The sequence below is a fragment of the Exiguobacterium sp. s122 genome (assembly GCF_018618475.1).
Taxonomy (GTDB): domain Bacteria; phylum Bacillota; class Bacilli; order Exiguobacteriales; family Exiguobacteriaceae; genus Exiguobacterium; species Exiguobacterium himgiriensis.
This window is the reverse complement of record NZ_JACSMD010000001.1, coordinates 479224-495484: the sequence shown is the minus strand read 5'-3', so window position 1 is coordinate 495484 and position 16261 is coordinate 479224. Positions and strand designations below refer to the sequence as shown.

Sequence of the window (16261 nt, the reverse complement as noted above, 5' to 3'; positions counted from 1 at the left end):
TCAAAGTATGATAAAACGAGCAAACCCGGAAGCCCGGGCTTGCTCATTGTTTTCGATTCATTTCGGTCAAGATGAGTTGTTCAAGCTTCGGTGCGAGCGTCTCGATGGCGAAATGATGATGCGCGTATGCCATCAAGTGTTCGGTCGCCGCGAGCAACTTCTCAGACTCCCCTTGGAACGATTGAATGATGTCGACGCCGTCTAAAACGTTCTCCATCAACACGTCGTCCGGGTAAATCGTCTCGCTGCCTATCCAGTGGCGGATAATCGGGTACGTGCCCGACGTCATCGCCTCGGCCGGTGCGAGGTGGAAGCTCTCAAGGTCACTCGTCGACAAGACGAATCCGATTTTCGTCAACCACTCCGGTACGTCGTCTCCGTGGCCGTCAAAGACGACACTGTCCTTAAATGCCGGTTCCTCGAGCCGTTCGAGCAAACGATCGTAATAAGCACGCTCGTCTTCCCGTTTGTTGATCCAATAGATCTCGTTCGGGTGATGCCCTTTGATGAACAGCTTGTAGCGCGTGTCTTCTTTCCGCAACGTCTCAAGCATATCGAGCGCGAGGTCGAGCCGTTTCAGCTTCGGGTTGACCCCGATCATGCCGAGGTGGAACGTCAAGTCGTCGAGCTGTTTCGGTTGCACGAGGCGCGTCCCATCGACGGCGTTATAAATCATCGTCATCTTGTGGCGCGGAATGCGGAACAGACGGTACATCTCTTCGAGCATATAGGGCGATACGAGGATGATGCGGTCGATGTTGTGCAGATTGTACTCGCGCGGGAAAGGCGTCTCTTTCTCTTGACGGTGAATTCGGACGATCATCGTCTGGTGCGGCTTCTTATGGTGCGAGTACCAGACGGCGTTACCGAGACCCCACTCACAGAAGATGATATCGGCTTGCTCGAGACACGCCTTACTGTGATTGACGTCATGAATCTTGTGTCCTTCCCACTCGTCAATCAACACGTTAAAGCGCGGATGGCGCTCGAAATAATCCATGAAAAGACGCAGGAACTTGAAGTCATGCCCGGCAAACAGAAGGTTGATTTTCTTCATCGACCAAAGCTCGTCACGGAGGCGTTTGTACGTGTTCGTGAACGTGTAGTACTGCGCCATCTCGTAAAGCCGCGTTGCCGCGTCGCGGTAAACGGCCTCATCGGTCAAGGCGAGCTTCGCCTTCTCGATGAACTCTTGTTCTGAATTGACGTAAAGCGGGTAATCCGGGCCGAGGATGAGTTCGTGCATCGGGTTCCGGTTCAAGAGGACCGGTTTCCCGAGTGAACCGTACTCGAGCAACTTCGTCGACAGTTCGAGCGAGGCGTCAAGCTCCGGATGGCGCCATGAGACGCCGATGGCACTCGATTCGATGAGCGTCTCGACATCGGCGCGCGGAATGCCTTTGAGCCATGTCAATCCATCGTCTGCTTTTAAGCGGGCAAGGATGTCTTGCTTGAAATTCGGGTTATTCGGGTCTTGGTTGAACTTGTCGCCAGCCACATGTAGCTCGGCCGGATAATCGGCACGAAGTTTCGCGAACGCATCGAGAATCTCTGTCGAATACCAGAGTGGCGCGAATTTCCCCGTGTAGACGAGACGATCGTTCGGTTTCGTGAATGTCGGCATGGCGTCTTTCACGTTCGGGATCATCGGGTTTAAGATGAGGAACGGACGGTCCGTCGGCAAGAACGACTCGAAATACGTCTTCATCGCCTCGGTCTGACAGAGCATGCGCGCCGAGCGTGACGCAATTTGCTTCAGCCGGGCAAGCTCTTCTTCAGAAGCTTGTGTATGGTCGTGCGTGAAATCTGTGATATATGTCCACGTCTTTGCCATCGTCTGTTCATATTGAGACAAGTCGTACGCGAGCTGGAAGCCACGGACGAAAGCGAGATCATACTTCTCCTTCGTCATCAGCGTATCGATAAGCGCTGCTGCCTCGTCGGCTTGAAGCACGCCACGCTCGACATATGGTGCGTCTTGATAAGACGCGTCAGTGAACACGTCGATGAAGCGGACGTTTGGCAACTCACGGATACCGGCTGTCACTTCAGGCTTCGTAATCGAGCGTTTCAAGAGCACATCGACTTTGATGGACGGATCTTGATTCAACATCGAGACGACGGACGTCAGCCAGATGGCCGACCCGTCGATCAAGTTCAAGTTGACGTCCCCGTAGACGAGGACGCGAAGTGGTGTCGTCATAGTTGTACCTCCTGAGCGACTGCTTGCGGCATATCGCTCCCTGCTTTTACATATTGATACGGGTCCGTACTGAAGATGCGTTCTCCGGACTGGGCGAGTTCTTTCAGTGTCGCGTCTTGTTTCAACACATCGAGCGCCTCCGCCACGCTATAGAAGCGGAGTACGTCCGGTTTCATGATCGAGCGCGACGGCGTCGCGTCGAAGACGTAACGGTACGTCCCGTCCGAATCGACCTTCTCAAGCTTGTCGTCCCACGTAAAGTAGTCTTCTTTCGTTAAGATGTTCGAATCGGCGTAACGTGTCGCGAGCATATAATCTGACACGTAAGACGGCCCATAATAGTCACTCGGGCGGATGAACGCCATCCAGTCGAAGCCGTCCAAAATCTCAGACAAGGCGTTATATTGCGGCAAGTAGCTGAGCATGAACGTCGACACGTCTTCTGTGTTATATGCCTCGTACAAGTCGAGGTGGCCTTCAAACTTGTCGAGGAAGACGACGAGGTGTTTATGCTCATAGTCTTGCGCGCGGAACGTCTCGACGGCGCGGTTCATCTCGTCCGCCGAACGGACGAACGCGACGAGCGCGACTTCCGGGTGGTCGACTCGATAGGGCAGACCGATCGCCCCGACGATTTGGGCGAGGCGTTGCGTGTATGTGTGATATTTAAGCACGTGGCGCATACCGCCCATCGCGACATCCTCATAGAAGCTATCGTCTGTCAACAGTTTACGGAACGTCTCTTCGAGCATCTCGTCGCCTTCATCTAAGAAGACGTAGTCGCCGAGCATCTGTTTGACGCCGATGGAGCGCGTGCTGACGACCGGCGTCGCACAGGCGAGTCCTTCGAAAACACGACGTGAGAACATCGTCGGTGAGTCGTTCACCGAGTTGACGTTCAGCATGACTTTGAAGCCTTTGTACGCCTTCGCGATTTGGTTGTATTTCAAGCTCCCACGGATCGATTTACGGAACTGCTCCGGGAATTGAAGCTGGTCCGTCTCGCCACGCTGGTTCATCTCATAGTTGCGGTCGTAGATGACGAGGCCATACTTGTCGGCTGCCGCGAACAGACGGTCCATGTCAATCCGGCGTGACTCGTGGCGGTTCGAGTAATACGAGCCGGCGAAGGAAGCGTACGGTTCACGCGTCCCCGGGAGACGAATCGGGTTATGTTCTTTCGGCTGCGCCGCGAACGGCAACGCGCCGACCCGGTCGTGTCCACAATCTTCTTTATAATTGTCGAGAATGTTCGCATCCGTCGTGTAGACGAAGTCGAACCGTTTCGCCGTCTCGATGAAACGCTCGTAGTGAATCGGGTCCTCTTTGTTCCAGAACACGGTCGGCACGTTATTCAAGCGGCACCACTCGAGGAGGGCGTCAAGCTCTTCCCATGTGTTCGTGCCATATTTGACAATCTTTTTCTCCCACGTCTTGTCGTTTCCTTTCCAGGCAGACTCGACCATGAGGAAGTCAGGCTGGCGGTCGGCGAGGACGGCCGGCCAGTCGTCCGGCGAGAACGTGATCAACTCACATTCCGGGCGATACGATGCGGTCGTGAACTCATCGAAGATGGCTGCGACTTTCATCTCGTGCAACTCACGTGGCTTCGCTTCGAAAAGACGTGCCTCACGTGGGTCAACCCACTCCGGCACTTGTGTCCGGTCGGTGATGATTTCCTCGCTGACACGGATGTTCGTGACGAGCGTCTCCCCTTGCCCGTCGACACGGAGGGCGAAACGAAGATAGCGCACGTCTTTCCCGAACTCAAAAATCTTCTCGCTGCCGAGCTGGACTTGCTGCATCGACAAGCGCTCCGTGAGCGAGTACGAGATGATGTAGAGGACGACACCTGTGTTCTCCCCGAGTTCGCCGTCGACTGTCACGCGGTAGCGGTGGTTCGGGCGGACCGTGTACGGTTTCTCTTTCGGGAGTACCGTGAAACGGTTGTTCGTCTCCATATATGATACGTAACGGCGTACATCCGGCTCGACATCAAGGACAAGACGGAGTCCGTTCGGGTCTTGTTTCAACTTGATCGACTCTGGCGTCGGAATCGTCCAGAACGTCGGGTCGAGATCGAACGTCTCCGTACGGCGGACGCTGTTCTCACGGATGACACCGAGCTTCAAGTCCGAGATCGTCCCATTCCCGTGGAAGCGAACGAAGTAGCGGACCGACTCGTGGCTCGGCGTGAGACTCATGACGTTACTGAAGCCGAGAGGCACCTCGATGAGCTGGTCACGTTCCCCGTGCGCGTACGTCGCGACGAAGAGCGTCGCTTTCGCCATCTCGGTCGCGTCTCCTTTTAAGTAAAAGCGATAGACATAGTCGTCCATATCGGCGAGCGGGAAGTCGATGCCGCGTTCGGTGTCGACGTGTGGGAGTGCTGATTCAAGAACGCCGTAATGCTCATACTGGCTGCCTTGCCCTGTCACCGTGATCGTGTTGCCGTCGACCGCGACGATGCGATTGAGCGGAGAGATCAGTTCGAGTGACTCGGCATTGAGTTCAATCATCGTATCGAAGTCGGCGTCGGCAACGGCGCTGCTCATTCCTTCGACGTTCCAAAGCGGTTGTCCGTCGATGAGGAGCGACTGAATCAAGACGCGTCCTTTCCCTTGCGTCTGAATGACAAAACGAGTTTTTGTCTCGTCGTCACGGAGCGTGACTGTCGTCCGGACACCGTCCCCGACACGGACGACGCGCGTCCGCTCTTGATCGTTATACATCATGACGAGAAGCGTGACATCGATGTCACCGCTCTTCTCGACGTTCAGGCTCGCGTCAAACTCGCGAATCGACGGGTTGAGCTGGAACGAGTCCTGGCCCGGCACCGAGCGGAATGACGAGGCACGCTCCCCGTACGTCAAAAATTGTTTCTCGGCCATCGTAGAAACGAGCGCCGCGCCGTCCACTTCATAGTTTGCAGACGTCCGGGCATGCCAAGACGGGACGACTTCGACGAATTGTCTCGTCTGTACTTGCGTCTTCGTCCCTTTCATCAACCGACGGCCGATTCGTTTGCCGCGCTGCATGCCTAAATAGACACCACGTTTCACTTTACGTTTCCAACTCATGGGGGTTCCTCCAAATTCATAATGGCATCGTTTTCTCTTTAGCCGATGCCTTCTTATTTGAAACATCTCGTTTCGACACCCATTGATTATAGCAAACGCACAATTCAAAAGGCAAAATCATCTGGATGACAAATCGAAGACAGAAAAAAAGGACACCCGAAGATGTCCTGTTCCGATCATTGTTTGACGTCGACCACGCGGCCTTCGACCGTCGGTGTGACTTCGCCAAGTTTTACGAGATAGTCGCGCATGATTTCCCAGTCGATGAGACCGAGGTCGTTGACGCGTCCTTCTTCGTAAGCCTTCTTGAACTCGAGGTAGTTGTCCCCACCTTTTGCTGCGAAGAAGTTTGTCGCAATCTTATATGTTGCAGATGGATCGATATCGACATACGTTCCACCTTGGAGCACCTGTGCCTTGACGACACGGCTGTTCGCCGGTTTCGAGCTGTCGAACTCGAGTTTCATACCAGACATGTGAAGGAAGCCGCCGCTCTCGATTGGATAGACGCTCACGCTACGCTCGAGCGCCGCGAGGAGCTCGCTACCTTGAAGCGTCATGACCGCAAGTGTGTTACCAAATGGAAGCGTTGTGAGGACTTCACCTGTCGTGATTGGGCCAGCGTTGATCGCTGCACGGATACCGCCCGCGTTTTGAATCGCTGCGACGACTTGTGGGTCGGCTTGTTTCGCACGATCAAGCATGCCGTCTGTGATCAAGTTTCCGAGAGCCGTCTCGTTTTTTCGAACGCTCGGCTTCGTCACGTCGCCCGAATCACGTAAGTTTTCGAACACAGTAGTCGTTGAAGCGCCAATTTCTTGGTTTTTAATGGCGTCGATCTCAGCTGCGAACGGTGCGAGGAGACGAGCTGCCCCTGGGTCTGGCGCGTATGTCTTCACGTCGATCAACTTACCAGCTTGTGAGACGACTTTGCCGTCTTTGTCGAACACGAGGTCGAGCGTGCCGAGGAAGTCACCATATTGATACGCTTGGACGATGACCGTCGGGTTTTCGCCTTCTGTGATGAGCACCGGCTGATCAAGACGTGTATGCGAGTGGCCACCGATGATGACGTCGATGCCGTCGACGTGCTTCGCGAGCTCGAGGTCGTTGTCAATGGCCGGGTTGTCATCGTAACCGATGTGTGTGACCGCGACGATTTGGTCGACGCCCATGTCTTCGAACGCCTTGACGGCTTTTTTCGCCTCTTCAATGTAGTTTTGGAACTGAATCGGGCCAGGGCTCGCGATGTTCGCTGTGTCTTCTGTCGTCAAACCGAAGAACCCGACTTTCTTGCCATCGACTTCTTGGATGATGCCTTCATACAAACGGCCATTGTATGGCTTCGTCGCAATCTCGTCACGGAAGAGTGACTTCATGTATTGGTCGCTTGAGTAATCGACGTTTGAGCTGACGAACGGGAAGTTCGCGTAACGGACGAATTGGGCAAACTCTTTATGGCCTGTCTCTGTACCGAGGTCAAATTCGTGGTTACCTGGCACCATCATGTCGTACTTCATGTAGTTCATGAGTTTGAGATCGACTTGTCCTTTGAACTCGTTGAAGTAAAGTGACCCTGAGAAGACGTCACCCGCGTCGACTAAAAGACGATTTGGATTTTGTGCACGGAGTTCTTTGACAGCTGCAGCACGGTTCGGTGCGAAGTCGAGTGAAGCGTGCGTGTCATTCGTGTGCATGAACGAGAGCTCGTACCCTTTCACTTCGTAAGGAACGTCGAGCGTGACCGTACGGCCTTTATGCGTGTACGACGCCGTCGCCGTGAACTTGCCGATCTTGTCTGTCGACAAGTTCGTCCACTGGACCGGTTGACGGAGGACGCGATCGACGAATTGGACTTGGAGCGTGTTGAGTTGGCCCGTCAACTTCTCACCGTGTTTGAACGTCCACTCACCCTTCGGTGCGATGATCGCTTTCGGATAGTTGATAACGCGCACTTTTTTCTCGAAATGCTGATTCTTCCACTTGATGTACCCTTTTACCGTTTGATATGTACCGAGCTTATCCATGTCGACGGTTGATTTGTACCAGTAGATTTTGTTGCCTTGGTATGTCTTGTCGAGTGCCGCGTCAAGATCCCCATTCTCGACGAAAGCTGCCTTCAACTTGATCGTTTGTTTAGCCGGGGCTGCCTCTGTCACGACCGCAGGGGCGATCACCGATGCCGTGAGCGTTGCCGCGAGCATCCCTTGATAAAACTTGCGTGTTTTCGAATTCAACATGCAATTGTTCCTCCTTTAGTATGTATATGTCGACCGAAACGAAGTCATACCCGCGATTTCACTTCTACTGCCAGATGTCTGACATCAAGCCAATGGAAGCGATTACAAAATCCGTACAGACTTCATCTTTAAAGATACGCAATCTCATAAAATAACACAATTACTTTTCTGTAAATATTTCGTGATTTCTTTCGGATTTTGAAAAAAGAGGACGCCGAATGGCATCCTCTTTCCGATTTATCCTTCTATGCCTTCAGTTTCTTCTTCCGGTACATCGATTTCGCCTTTTGGCATCTCCATCGTCCGCGAACGACCGTCCGATAACGAGTACGATACGACGTATGTCGATTCCGTCTCAGTCACGTGTGAGAACGTCACGCGCGTATTTGATTTCGACATGTGGAACAACGTCACGAACGACGTGCCCGCCCCCGTCTTCGTCGAGACGACTTGGTGGCGCGGCGTCCACTCAAAGTCGCGATAGGCGACGAAGCTCGGCTCGAGCCGCATGACTCCGACCGAAGCGATCGGCAACTGGATGACTTGGAGCGTACGCCCTTCCTTGTCACGGAACAGCGTCTCACCGTCCTTCTCCTCGACCGGCTCTAAGCCGACGCCGAGGTGAAACCGCTGTGTGAACGAGGCACGTGCGTCCGAGCGCACCGTGTCGGCGACGAGCACGGTACCAGCCTGGTCATGGGCGATACTGCGCGTATGATGGATGCCTTGTCCCATCAGTTCGCTGAAGCCTGTCGCCCGCTGTAACCCGTCCGCCTCTTCGACCGACTGGATGCCGCTCTTCCCAAGTGTACTCGCGTGCAGTGTCAGCTGGCGCGTACCCGTGTTGATCGTGTTATGAGCGTTGACATGCACCGCTTGATTTCGTTCCGGCAAGTTCGTGTAGCCGAAGCGTCCTGTCTCGACGATAAAGTCGCGCCCGTAGCCGTACAAGTCGATGCTCAAATCGTCCTGATGCTTGTGGGCCGTGTTATGGAAACCGGCCGTCATCATAAGCGAGACCGCGTCCGCGAACGGTTTCGTTTCTCCCCAATGCTCGCGCAGGACGGCGTATTGCGTATGGAGCTGTTTCGTCCGCTCGACTGGGCGGACGCCTTCCTTCCCGCCCGTCACGGCGAACAATAAATGCGGATAGTCGCGCATCGTCGAAATCATCGACGCCGTGCGAGGCTCTCCCGTCGTGTCACCAAAGAGCGGCAACGTCCGATTCGGCTTGATGAGCGGGACGAGCGTCTCCGGCATCTGTTCGACCGCCTCCAAGCGTGGTGACGTCGTGAAGCCGTTCGCCTCGATCCAACGGTTGAACCGGTACAGCATCTCATATGTGTACACTTGATACCCCGGTGAGTGTTCGAGATGGACGTTGTCCGGGCTGAGCGAATGGTTGAGCTGCTCCGTCAGACGCGCGGCCGCGAGCTCGCGCCACTCAGCCGAACGCTCGAGTTCCGGGAACGTCTCGGCGATATCGGTGAGCGCCATGTCTTGGAAGATGCCGTGGTTATGGCGTGGGCGATAGAACGACGGCGTCGACAAGACGTCGCCGTGCCCTTCGACGGCCCGTAGCACGAGCGCGCTGAACGCGGCGTCATTGTTCAACTTCGAGCGCTTGTATTGGTTCCAGAAGTTGATTAAGTGGAACGTGCGGATGGCCGTCCCTTGTTGGTGATAGGCGTTCGGATAGCGCTTGTATTGCGCGGTCGGATATTGTTTCACCCAGCCCTCGATGAGTTGCTTTCCATACGCCAAATATTTGATGTCTTTCGTATAGTGATACGCCATCGTCACTTGGTTCAACACCATCCAGTACTGCGCTTGGAACATGAACGACGTCGAGTCGCCGACTTTAATGTCGCGCTCCCAGTCGAACGTGGCGATGTCCGGAACGGCTTGACGTCCTGGTGCCGCCCCGAGCCGCCAGCTGCCGTTCAAGGCCGATTCGGCTTGGGAGACAGCTTGTGCCTCCGTCAAGAAGCCATAATAGTACGGCACTTCGCGCTTCACCGAGCGGGCTGTGTAATTGTGGAGCAGGCGGTCATATTGGCTGTCGGCGACGACGGCTTTCGTGAGCATCGTCGTCTTGAGCGGGATGTCCCGTTTTAAGCCGTACGTCCGGCGCCCGTCGACCTCGACTTGATAGTAGCTTCCCGATACACCGACGACGTCATAGCGTTTGTTCGGTGTGAGTGTAGCGATCGGTTTCATCGACTTATCCGGCATGAGCCGATAGACGATTGTGTTTTTTCCGACTTCTGTGAAGAATGGACGGGTGCTCGCTTCTGCGCCGACCGATGACGTTGTTAAAACGAGCGCCGTCGTTAGCAGCGTCCCTTTCATAAATGCATTCATCAAATACCCCATTTATCTTTTTTTACCATCATAACATGGAAATAAGGAAAGTTTTTCAAAATGAAGGGAAGCGTTTTTTAGATTTTATCTTGACGAGTTGAAAGAGTCGGGTCCATTGTATATGCTAACGCAGGACTTCGTTCGTTTGTTCGATTTGTTCTGCTAGCTCCGTGGCTTGTTATTTCGTCGAACTCATATAGATGAATGAATTTGGAATTCAAAAAATATCTTTAGTTAATTCCTTCAATATTTTTACCTAAAAACGAAAAAATAAAGCGACATGGATTGGATGAAATTGTATACTTATGTGGAAGAAACTGATAGAAAGAGGTGCAATTATGTGTCCTTGTTCGCCTTGCTCGGAACGCTTCACGTATAAACGTAATTTAGAACGGCTCGCCGAGATTGACTTGCACCAGTCGACTTCATGTGAGTTCACTTTCACATTACGTGTCCATAGTCACGCAAAGCTGGCCGAACCGTTTCAAGAGCTCGACTCGTTCGACTCCACGTCGCTTTGGAAGTGGTTCCCGAACATGAAAGAAACATACGACTCGCAACGAGACTGCTTAAAAGCAGCGACGTCTTGTTTAGCCGTTATGGTCATTAACTAACTTACGAGGTGTTACGTATACCTCTCCCTATATTCAAAACGCTTGTCCGAAATGATTCGGACAAGCGTTTTTTAACGGACCGTCACGTACAAAGTCCGGGGGAGCGCTTCTAATCAAGTGAGTTTCATTTTCCATTGATGACTCCCTCTATCAAAAAAGCGATCTCTCGCTAACATGCAAGAAATCGCCTTCTATTTATATGAATCGAGACATATCACTTCGTTACGTTGACCCGCTTCACAGTAGATCCATATTTGTTTTTAGCCGTCACGGTAAGCGTCGCGCCTGCTTTTTTCTTACTCATGTTGAACGAATAATTCCCTTTCGCGTCAGCCTTTCGTGTGTACGATTTGTTTCCGATGGTGAGCACGACCGAAGCGTTTTTCTCCGTCTTTCCACTCACTTTCGTGGAACGTGTCGTCACCTTATTGACGACGAGCTCTGGGAGCAAGTGGCTCGCTTTAACGAGGAGCTGATATTTGCCTGTGTCACCATCTCCATAAGAGTCAAATACGCTAACGTAATACGTTCCACGGTTCAAGGCGATGCGCTGCACGAACCGACCAGGCGAGTTCTCACGTCCCGTCACGGATTCATGGATTAAGTACTGGTTGTTCGCATCTTGCAATACGACGTTGGCCTGGCTCGATACATACGACGTTAAGTCCAACGTGATGACCGAGCTCTTTGGGACAACGATTTTATAGTAGTCTTCCGTGTCGTTCCACGACAAGAAGCCGGTTATTTTTTGATAGAACGGAAGCGGCATCGCTTCTGTCGTGCCATTGTTCGGCTCTCGCTCCGTGTTACCAGCTTTAGTGAACGTCGTACGCACTTCATAAACCCCGGTATCTCCGTCCCCATATCGATCTTCGACTCCTAAATAATATGTTCCCGCCTCCAAGTCGACACCATTTGTGTATACCCCGGGATTGTTGTAGGCGCCTGATATATTTTCGCTAAAGACGTCTCGGTTGTAAGAATCGGACAGTGTCACGCGCGCCGCACCGTCCACGAAACTCTTGACGTTGAGCGAGAAGCGGCCCGCACTCGGTAGTACGACTTTATAGACGTCTAGACTATCTTGGAGCGACAAGAAACCGCGCGTCGTTCGTCCGAACGGGAGAGGTTGTGCTTGCGCGGTACCGTCGTTCGGTTCGACATCATGCGTTGCCGCTTTTTTGAAGCTTGAGACGATTTCAAACTTACCTCGGTCCCCGTCCCCATACGTGTCATACACACTCATCTGATAAGTTCCCGGCTCCACATCGAATACATACTTCGCTCGACCCGGTGTATTCAATTGGCCACTAATATTTTCGTCCAACAACATCTGATTGTACTGATCCGATAATTGATAACGGGCATAATCCTCGACAGATGATGTGATGTCTAACGTGAGCCGCCCAGCCTCCGGCACGTTCAATGCATACACATATTCATCTTGCCCGTCCGTAATCTCTCCTTTGACGACACCGTTAACAACCATTCCGACTGTCGACGCTTTCGCCACGACCGGAGTCAGACTCGCTACGACCAATGTGAACGCAAGCAGTCCTTTCATCCACTGTTTCATGTTAAATCCCATCCTTTCATGTTCACTTCTCCCAGTGTATGAGGAAACCAATGAAAAGAAATGGTCATTTTCAGCATGATGGGAATTGTTTTCTGATTTTCCGAGTGGAATCGTTAGACAAAAATCGACACCTCTCTTACGTGCAAACGACTACATCTCGCACTCGAACCGATTTCTAAGAGGCTTGCTCCCATAATGGTTGTTATAGAGAAATGGGGGTTAGGCGAAACAACGCTTAGCGCTTGTTTCTTATTGACGTGACGTTATACATAATGCTTCCTATGACGTAGTGACAGGGATGGCGAGGTGCGAAAACCGCATAACAACCATTATGCTGGATTCACCTAGGAAAACCGAACGCGCGCGAGAAAGTAGCGAACGATGCGAGACTTTGACGAACAACTGAACGACTGGGAACCGATGATCCATTACGTCATCCGGACGCTCCACATTCACCCGAACGAGCTGGACGACTGCGCCCAAGCCGGACGCATCGCCCTATGGCGTGCCCTGCTCGACGAGAAGACGCTCTCGAAGACGTATTGTTTCATCCGTATCCGCGGCGCGATTTTGAATCACCGCGCCAAACAAAAAAAGACGCTCGTCCACGAGGTCGCGTGCGAGCATCTCCCGGAGACGGGACAGTCCCCGCTCCCGTTTCAACTATGGCTCTCCGACCAAGAAAACAGTTTACCACCCCGTCATTACGCGTTACTCTGCCATATGCTTTGCGGCACCGAGGACACGCTCGGCTATTCACCGAGCCGGCTTCGGGCATACCGGGCCGAACTGTACCGGATGCTCCGTGAAGACACTCATTAAGGAGAGATGGCGATGAGCATTCGAATCGACGAGGCGGTCAAGCGACACCTCCATTACTTACGCGCGACCGGAAAGGCACAAAACACGATTGACCATGCAAAGTACAAGTTTGACCGGTTCTTATCCATCATGGGTGAGGACGCTCGGCTCGATGCGTTCAAGACGAGGCAGGACGTCATGCCGTATGTGGACTCGCTCCGCGCGAACAATTGTCAGCCCGTGACCATCAACAACTACTTGAGCGCGCTTCGCGGCCTGTATGACTGGGCGATGACCGAGCACTTGACGGCACATAACCCGTTCCTTCGCTTACGGGTGAAAGTGAAAGAGCGGCTCCCTTCTGACGTTCCGACACCCGGGATGATCCTCTCGATTATCGAGGCGATCGACGTCCCGCTCTATCAAACATTCTTGACGTTCCAGCTTCATACAGGCATGCGCATCAACGAGGTCCGACTGTTGACAACAGAGGCGCTCGATTTGGAGCGACGCCGCGTTCACGTCCATGAGTCGAAAGCCGGCAAATCGAGGACGGTGCCGTTGAACGACATTATCTATGAGGTGATGCGGACATATATGGAAGAGGAGCGGCGTCATGGTCCGTCCCCTTACGTCTTCCCGTCCCGCCGTGGTGGCGTCATCTGTAAGACGACGATCAATCGACATTTGACTGAGGCGTCGGCTGCAGTACTCGGCTACGAGATCACGTCGCACACATTGCGCCACGCCTTCACGACACATCTCTACGACCAAGGCGTCATGGAGACGACATTGTCCGAACTTCTCGGCCACGCCGAACCGAAGACGACGAGACGATACATCCGGGTGAAAGAGAACCATCTACGGAACGCAGTGAATCGGATGAATCTGGATTGAAAGAAGGGTCGCCACGAATGACGTGGTGACCCTTCCTCCTATCTAGAAACCCTATATCAAAATTAGAGATTCCTTAGCCCGACTGCTAACGTAGATTTTGATTTAGAGCGCCTTAAGATAAGAAGAATGCATCCAATTCATCATGGTTATGAATAATTTTCTTTGACTCTACTCCGATTTCCTTAGCTAACTCAATTGATGCAGCCGCCAAAGTAGCCGCATTCATCTCAAAATCAAATGCTGCATCCACTAATGAGTGGAATCGTGCGTATTTTTCATTTATCTGTTGAATGACGGCACGATAGGCTTCATCTGCCTTTTTTGATAACTGATCGAAGTACGTATCGAGCACTTTCTTGAGCTCTTCTTCGCGTTCCCCAAGTTTACCTTTCGTGAACTGCCAAATCAGGCTAGTTGCCACAGTACCAAGGATGGCTCCGACTACGGGTACCGGAATGAGCGCTTGTCCAACGACCGCTCCGATTGCAGCAACACCGGCTTCGAAACAAAGAACTTGTCCTTCGGTTACAACCTCGTCTGCATCAATTTTTCCATCCATATAGCGATTAACTAACATCCCGACTCCGATAGCCGCAGTGGTCACAGCACCTGCGAACGGTGCCGACAATGCGGTTAAGTTCGTCAATGCATAGATTGAACCAGCGGATACAAACGCTTTACCACCGGATTTCGCACCCTCTAACCCGAGTTCTTTCCAATCATCCGCATCGAAATCTTCTAATTTCTTCCCAGACTTCACTTTCGAATAAACGCCACTAAGAGTAGTAATCGCAGCAGACACGACAGCGGCTCCGCCAGCGACTTTCACACCTTCACTTAAAGATGGGCCCCGCGCAGCCTGAGCTGTTTGCTTATCCACCTTGGCTTTTTGGTCAATCTCCCGTTTTAACTTATGGTTTTGATCAATCAAATCATCTTGATGTTTTGAAACGGTTTCAAACACTTTTCCTAGTTGTACGTCTCCATAATCAGAAATCGAAGGCTTCACTAAATCGTTGAACGATTTACCTGAAGCTGTTTCTAGTTGAGTGATTTTACTAAGGATCGCCCGAACAGATTTTCCCGACAGTGAATCTGGAATCTCTCCGTTACGAATCTGCTCAATGATGGAGAATTGATCTTTCGGAATCATATATTGAATCGAGTCATCTTGATAAGTTTTAAAATGACTAAAAACATGGCTCAACGTATTATTTGTACCGTTAATAAATTTTGATTGAAATTTAACTCCATTTAAAAGAAAATCCTCAGGTGCCATCCGGCCGACTCCCTCGAACGTCCCAACTTCTTTAAATCCATTTAGCACATTCTTCGCGTTACGAATACCCACTTCTAAATGCTCTGCGACTTCTCCATGCTTCGTACGGATTGTGCCTAAAATATTTTCAGGAGCAGAGAGAAACTCTCTCATTGTGGCGAGATGGGAAAGTGCGCTCTCAAAGTTCTGATTTTGAATACGATGGGCTTCGAACTGAGTGCGAATCACTTCCATGATCTGTTGGTCGATGCGTTGTTGTTTGATTGTATTAAGGCCATCAACACCTGCAGCGATAAACTGATCTTTAAAGATGCGCTCCATGTATTACCCTACTTCTTTCATAAAGAGTTTCGAAAGACTTTGTGTGTTGTTCACGATAGCAATCAACTCACTTTTCTGCTCATACGAGAATTCATTATATGACGTAATATGCGTTGCTCCTTGTAAAAAGCGATGGAACATCATATAAAGATCGTTTGAAAGATTTGTGGTCAACTCTTGCAAGCGAGTAATCTCTAATCGGGCCGCATCCAATTTACGTCTTTCGATTGATATTTTAAAACGTTCTTCATCAGCCTTCACTGCAGCTTCCTTGTTCTTTTTGTTCGCAAAAATCCCACCTGTCAGCAAAGTAGCTGCTCCAATACCCCATCCAATCGGACCGGCAAGAGCGAGTAGAGCCGAGCCCCCAGCCATACCTCCCCCACCTGCTGCAAGGGCACCTCCACCCAACCAAGCCAGTGCTGCGTTTGTTGCTGCCACACCTGATAGCCCCGAAATCGCTGCTCCTGTAGAGGCAGTTCCAAACGTAGTCGCAATCGCCATAGCCGCAGTAGGAGCCAAGGCCGCTGTCGCAACGCCAGCAGCAACACCGGCAGCCGTGCCACCGCCCGCAATCTTTATCATCATTTCCTCATCATATTGGATATCACTGAGTACTTTGAAACTAGAAAGGTTGATTTTTACTTCTTTAAAGTTCCGATCAAACTCTTTTGGTGTGTTCGCCAATTGATTGATATAGTTTTCAATACTATCAATGACAACGACTGAATTCTTCCGTGTTTCATGTAATTTTACAGCCTCAGTAGTCGTTCGTTCACCAATTCTCTTATGAAGCGCAATCTCTTGCTCTAGTTTACGGATAGCGTCTTTTTTTAATGATGTGTTTAACATGTGCATTCCTCCTCGATATATACTCATTTTATTC

General features: G+C 51.7%; 10 protein-coding genes. 3 read left to right on the top strand and 7 right to left on the bottom strand.

The genetic code is table 11. The features are described 5' to 3' along the window. Window positions 1-43: 43 nt before the first annotated feature. The 4 genes from KNP92_RS02540 to KNP92_RS02525 form a co-directional block, all read right to left on the bottom strand. The gene (locus KNP92_RS02540; RefSeq protein ID WP_214836573.1) at window positions 44-2203 is read right to left on the bottom strand and encodes a glycosyltransferase; all 2160 of its coding nucleotides are present in this window, start codon (window positions 2201-2203) and stop codon (window positions 44-46) included. After that, window positions 2200-5283, bottom strand: coding sequence for a CgeB family protein (locus KNP92_RS02535; RefSeq protein WP_214836570.1), 3084 nt, complete (start codon window positions 5281-5283; stop codon window positions 2200-2202). Before KNP92_RS02535 ends, KNP92_RS02540 begins: the two co-directional genes overlap by 4 nt. A 176-nt stretch (window positions 5284-5459) precedes the next feature. Beyond that, a complete protein-coding gene (locus KNP92_RS02530) occupies window positions 5460-7523 on the bottom strand; it encodes a bifunctional metallophosphatase/5'-nucleotidase (protein WP_251136366.1) in 2064 nt (687 codons plus the stop codon). A gap of 237 nt (window positions 7524-7760) precedes the next feature. Beyond that, window positions 7761-9887, bottom strand: a complete 2127-nt coding sequence (locus KNP92_RS02525) for a heparinase II/III family protein (protein ID WP_214836567.1) — start codon at window positions 9885-9887, stop codon at window positions 7761-7763. 338 nt (window positions 9888-10225) lie between these two features. Between KNP92_RS02525 and KNP92_RS02520 the strand changes: the two genes are divergently transcribed. After that, on the top strand, window positions 10226-10501 hold the full coding sequence (locus tag KNP92_RS02520; protein WP_214836564.1) for a hypothetical protein: 276 nt from the start codon (window positions 10226-10228) through the stop codon (window positions 10499-10501). Between the two features lie 214 nt (window positions 10502-10715). Here KNP92_RS02520 and KNP92_RS02515 read toward each other — a convergent pair whose 3' ends face one another. After that, window positions 10716-12077, bottom strand: a complete 1362-nt coding sequence (locus KNP92_RS02515) for an Ig-like domain-containing protein (RefSeq protein ID WP_214836561.1) — start codon at window positions 12075-12077, stop codon at window positions 10716-10718. A 381-nt stretch (window positions 12078-12458) separates the two neighbouring features. Between KNP92_RS02515 and KNP92_RS02510 the strand changes: the two genes are divergently transcribed. Next, window positions 12459-12899, top strand: a complete 441-nt coding sequence (locus KNP92_RS02510) for a sigma factor (protein ID WP_214836558.1) — start codon at window positions 12459-12461, stop codon at window positions 12897-12899. Between the two features lie 12 nt (window positions 12900-12911). After that, entirely contained in the window at window positions 12912-13775 is an 864-nt protein-coding gene (locus KNP92_RS02505) for a tyrosine-type recombinase/integrase (protein WP_214836555.1), read from the top strand. A 112-nt stretch (window positions 13776-13887) separates the two neighbouring features. Here the strand turns inward: KNP92_RS02505 and KNP92_RS02500 are convergent, their stop codons facing one another. Both KNP92_RS02500 and KNP92_RS02495 read right to left on the bottom strand, forming a co-directional pair. Continuing rightward, a complete protein-coding gene (locus tag KNP92_RS02500) occupies window positions 13888-15375 on the bottom strand; it encodes a hypothetical protein (RefSeq protein ID WP_214836552.1) in 1488 nt (495 codons plus the stop codon). Window positions 15376-15378: 3 nt separating this feature from the next. Then, the gene (locus KNP92_RS02495) at window positions 15379-16227 is read right to left on the bottom strand and encodes a hypothetical protein (protein WP_214836549.1); all 849 of its coding nucleotides are present in this window, start codon (window positions 16225-16227) and stop codon (window positions 15379-15381) included. Window positions 16228-16261: the final 34 nt, after the last annotated feature.

Bases quoted from the DNA above. Each gene is read 5' to 3' on its own strand.
- KNP92_RS02540 (WP_214836573.1), bottom strand. From the start codon at position 2,203: ATGACGACACCACTTCGCGTCCTCGTCTACGGGGACGTCAACTTGAAC.
- KNP92_RS02535 (WP_214836570.1), bottom strand. From the start codon at position 5,283: ATGAGTTGGAAACGTAAAGTGAAACGTGGTGTCTATTTAGGCATGCAG.
- KNP92_RS02530 (WP_251136366.1), bottom strand. From the start codon at position 7,523: ATGTTGAATTCGAAAACACGCAAGTTTTATCAAGGGATGCTCGCGGCA.
- KNP92_RS02525 (WP_214836567.1), bottom strand. From the start codon at position 9,887: ATGAATGCATTTATGAAAGGGACGCTGCTAACGACGGCGCTCGTTTTA.
- KNP92_RS02520 (WP_214836564.1), top strand. From the start codon at position 10,226: ATGTGTCCTTGTTCGCCTTGCTCGGAACGCTTCACGTATAAACGTAAT.
- KNP92_RS02515 (WP_214836561.1), bottom strand. From the start codon at position 12,077: ATGAAACAGTGGATGAAAGGACTGCTTGCGTTCACATTGGTCGTAGCG.
- KNP92_RS02510 (WP_214836558.1), top strand. From the start codon at position 12,459: ATGCGAGACTTTGACGAACAACTGAACGACTGGGAACCGATGATCCAT.
- KNP92_RS02505 (WP_214836555.1), top strand. From the start codon at position 12,912: ATGAGCATTCGAATCGACGAGGCGGTCAAGCGACACCTCCATTACTTA.
- KNP92_RS02500 (WP_214836552.1), bottom strand. From the start codon at position 15,375: ATGGAGCGCATCTTTAAAGATCAGTTTATCGCTGCAGGTGTTGATGGC.
- KNP92_RS02495 (WP_214836549.1), bottom strand. From the start codon at position 16,227: ATGTTAAACACATCATTAAAAAAAGACGCTATCCGTAAACTAGAGCAA.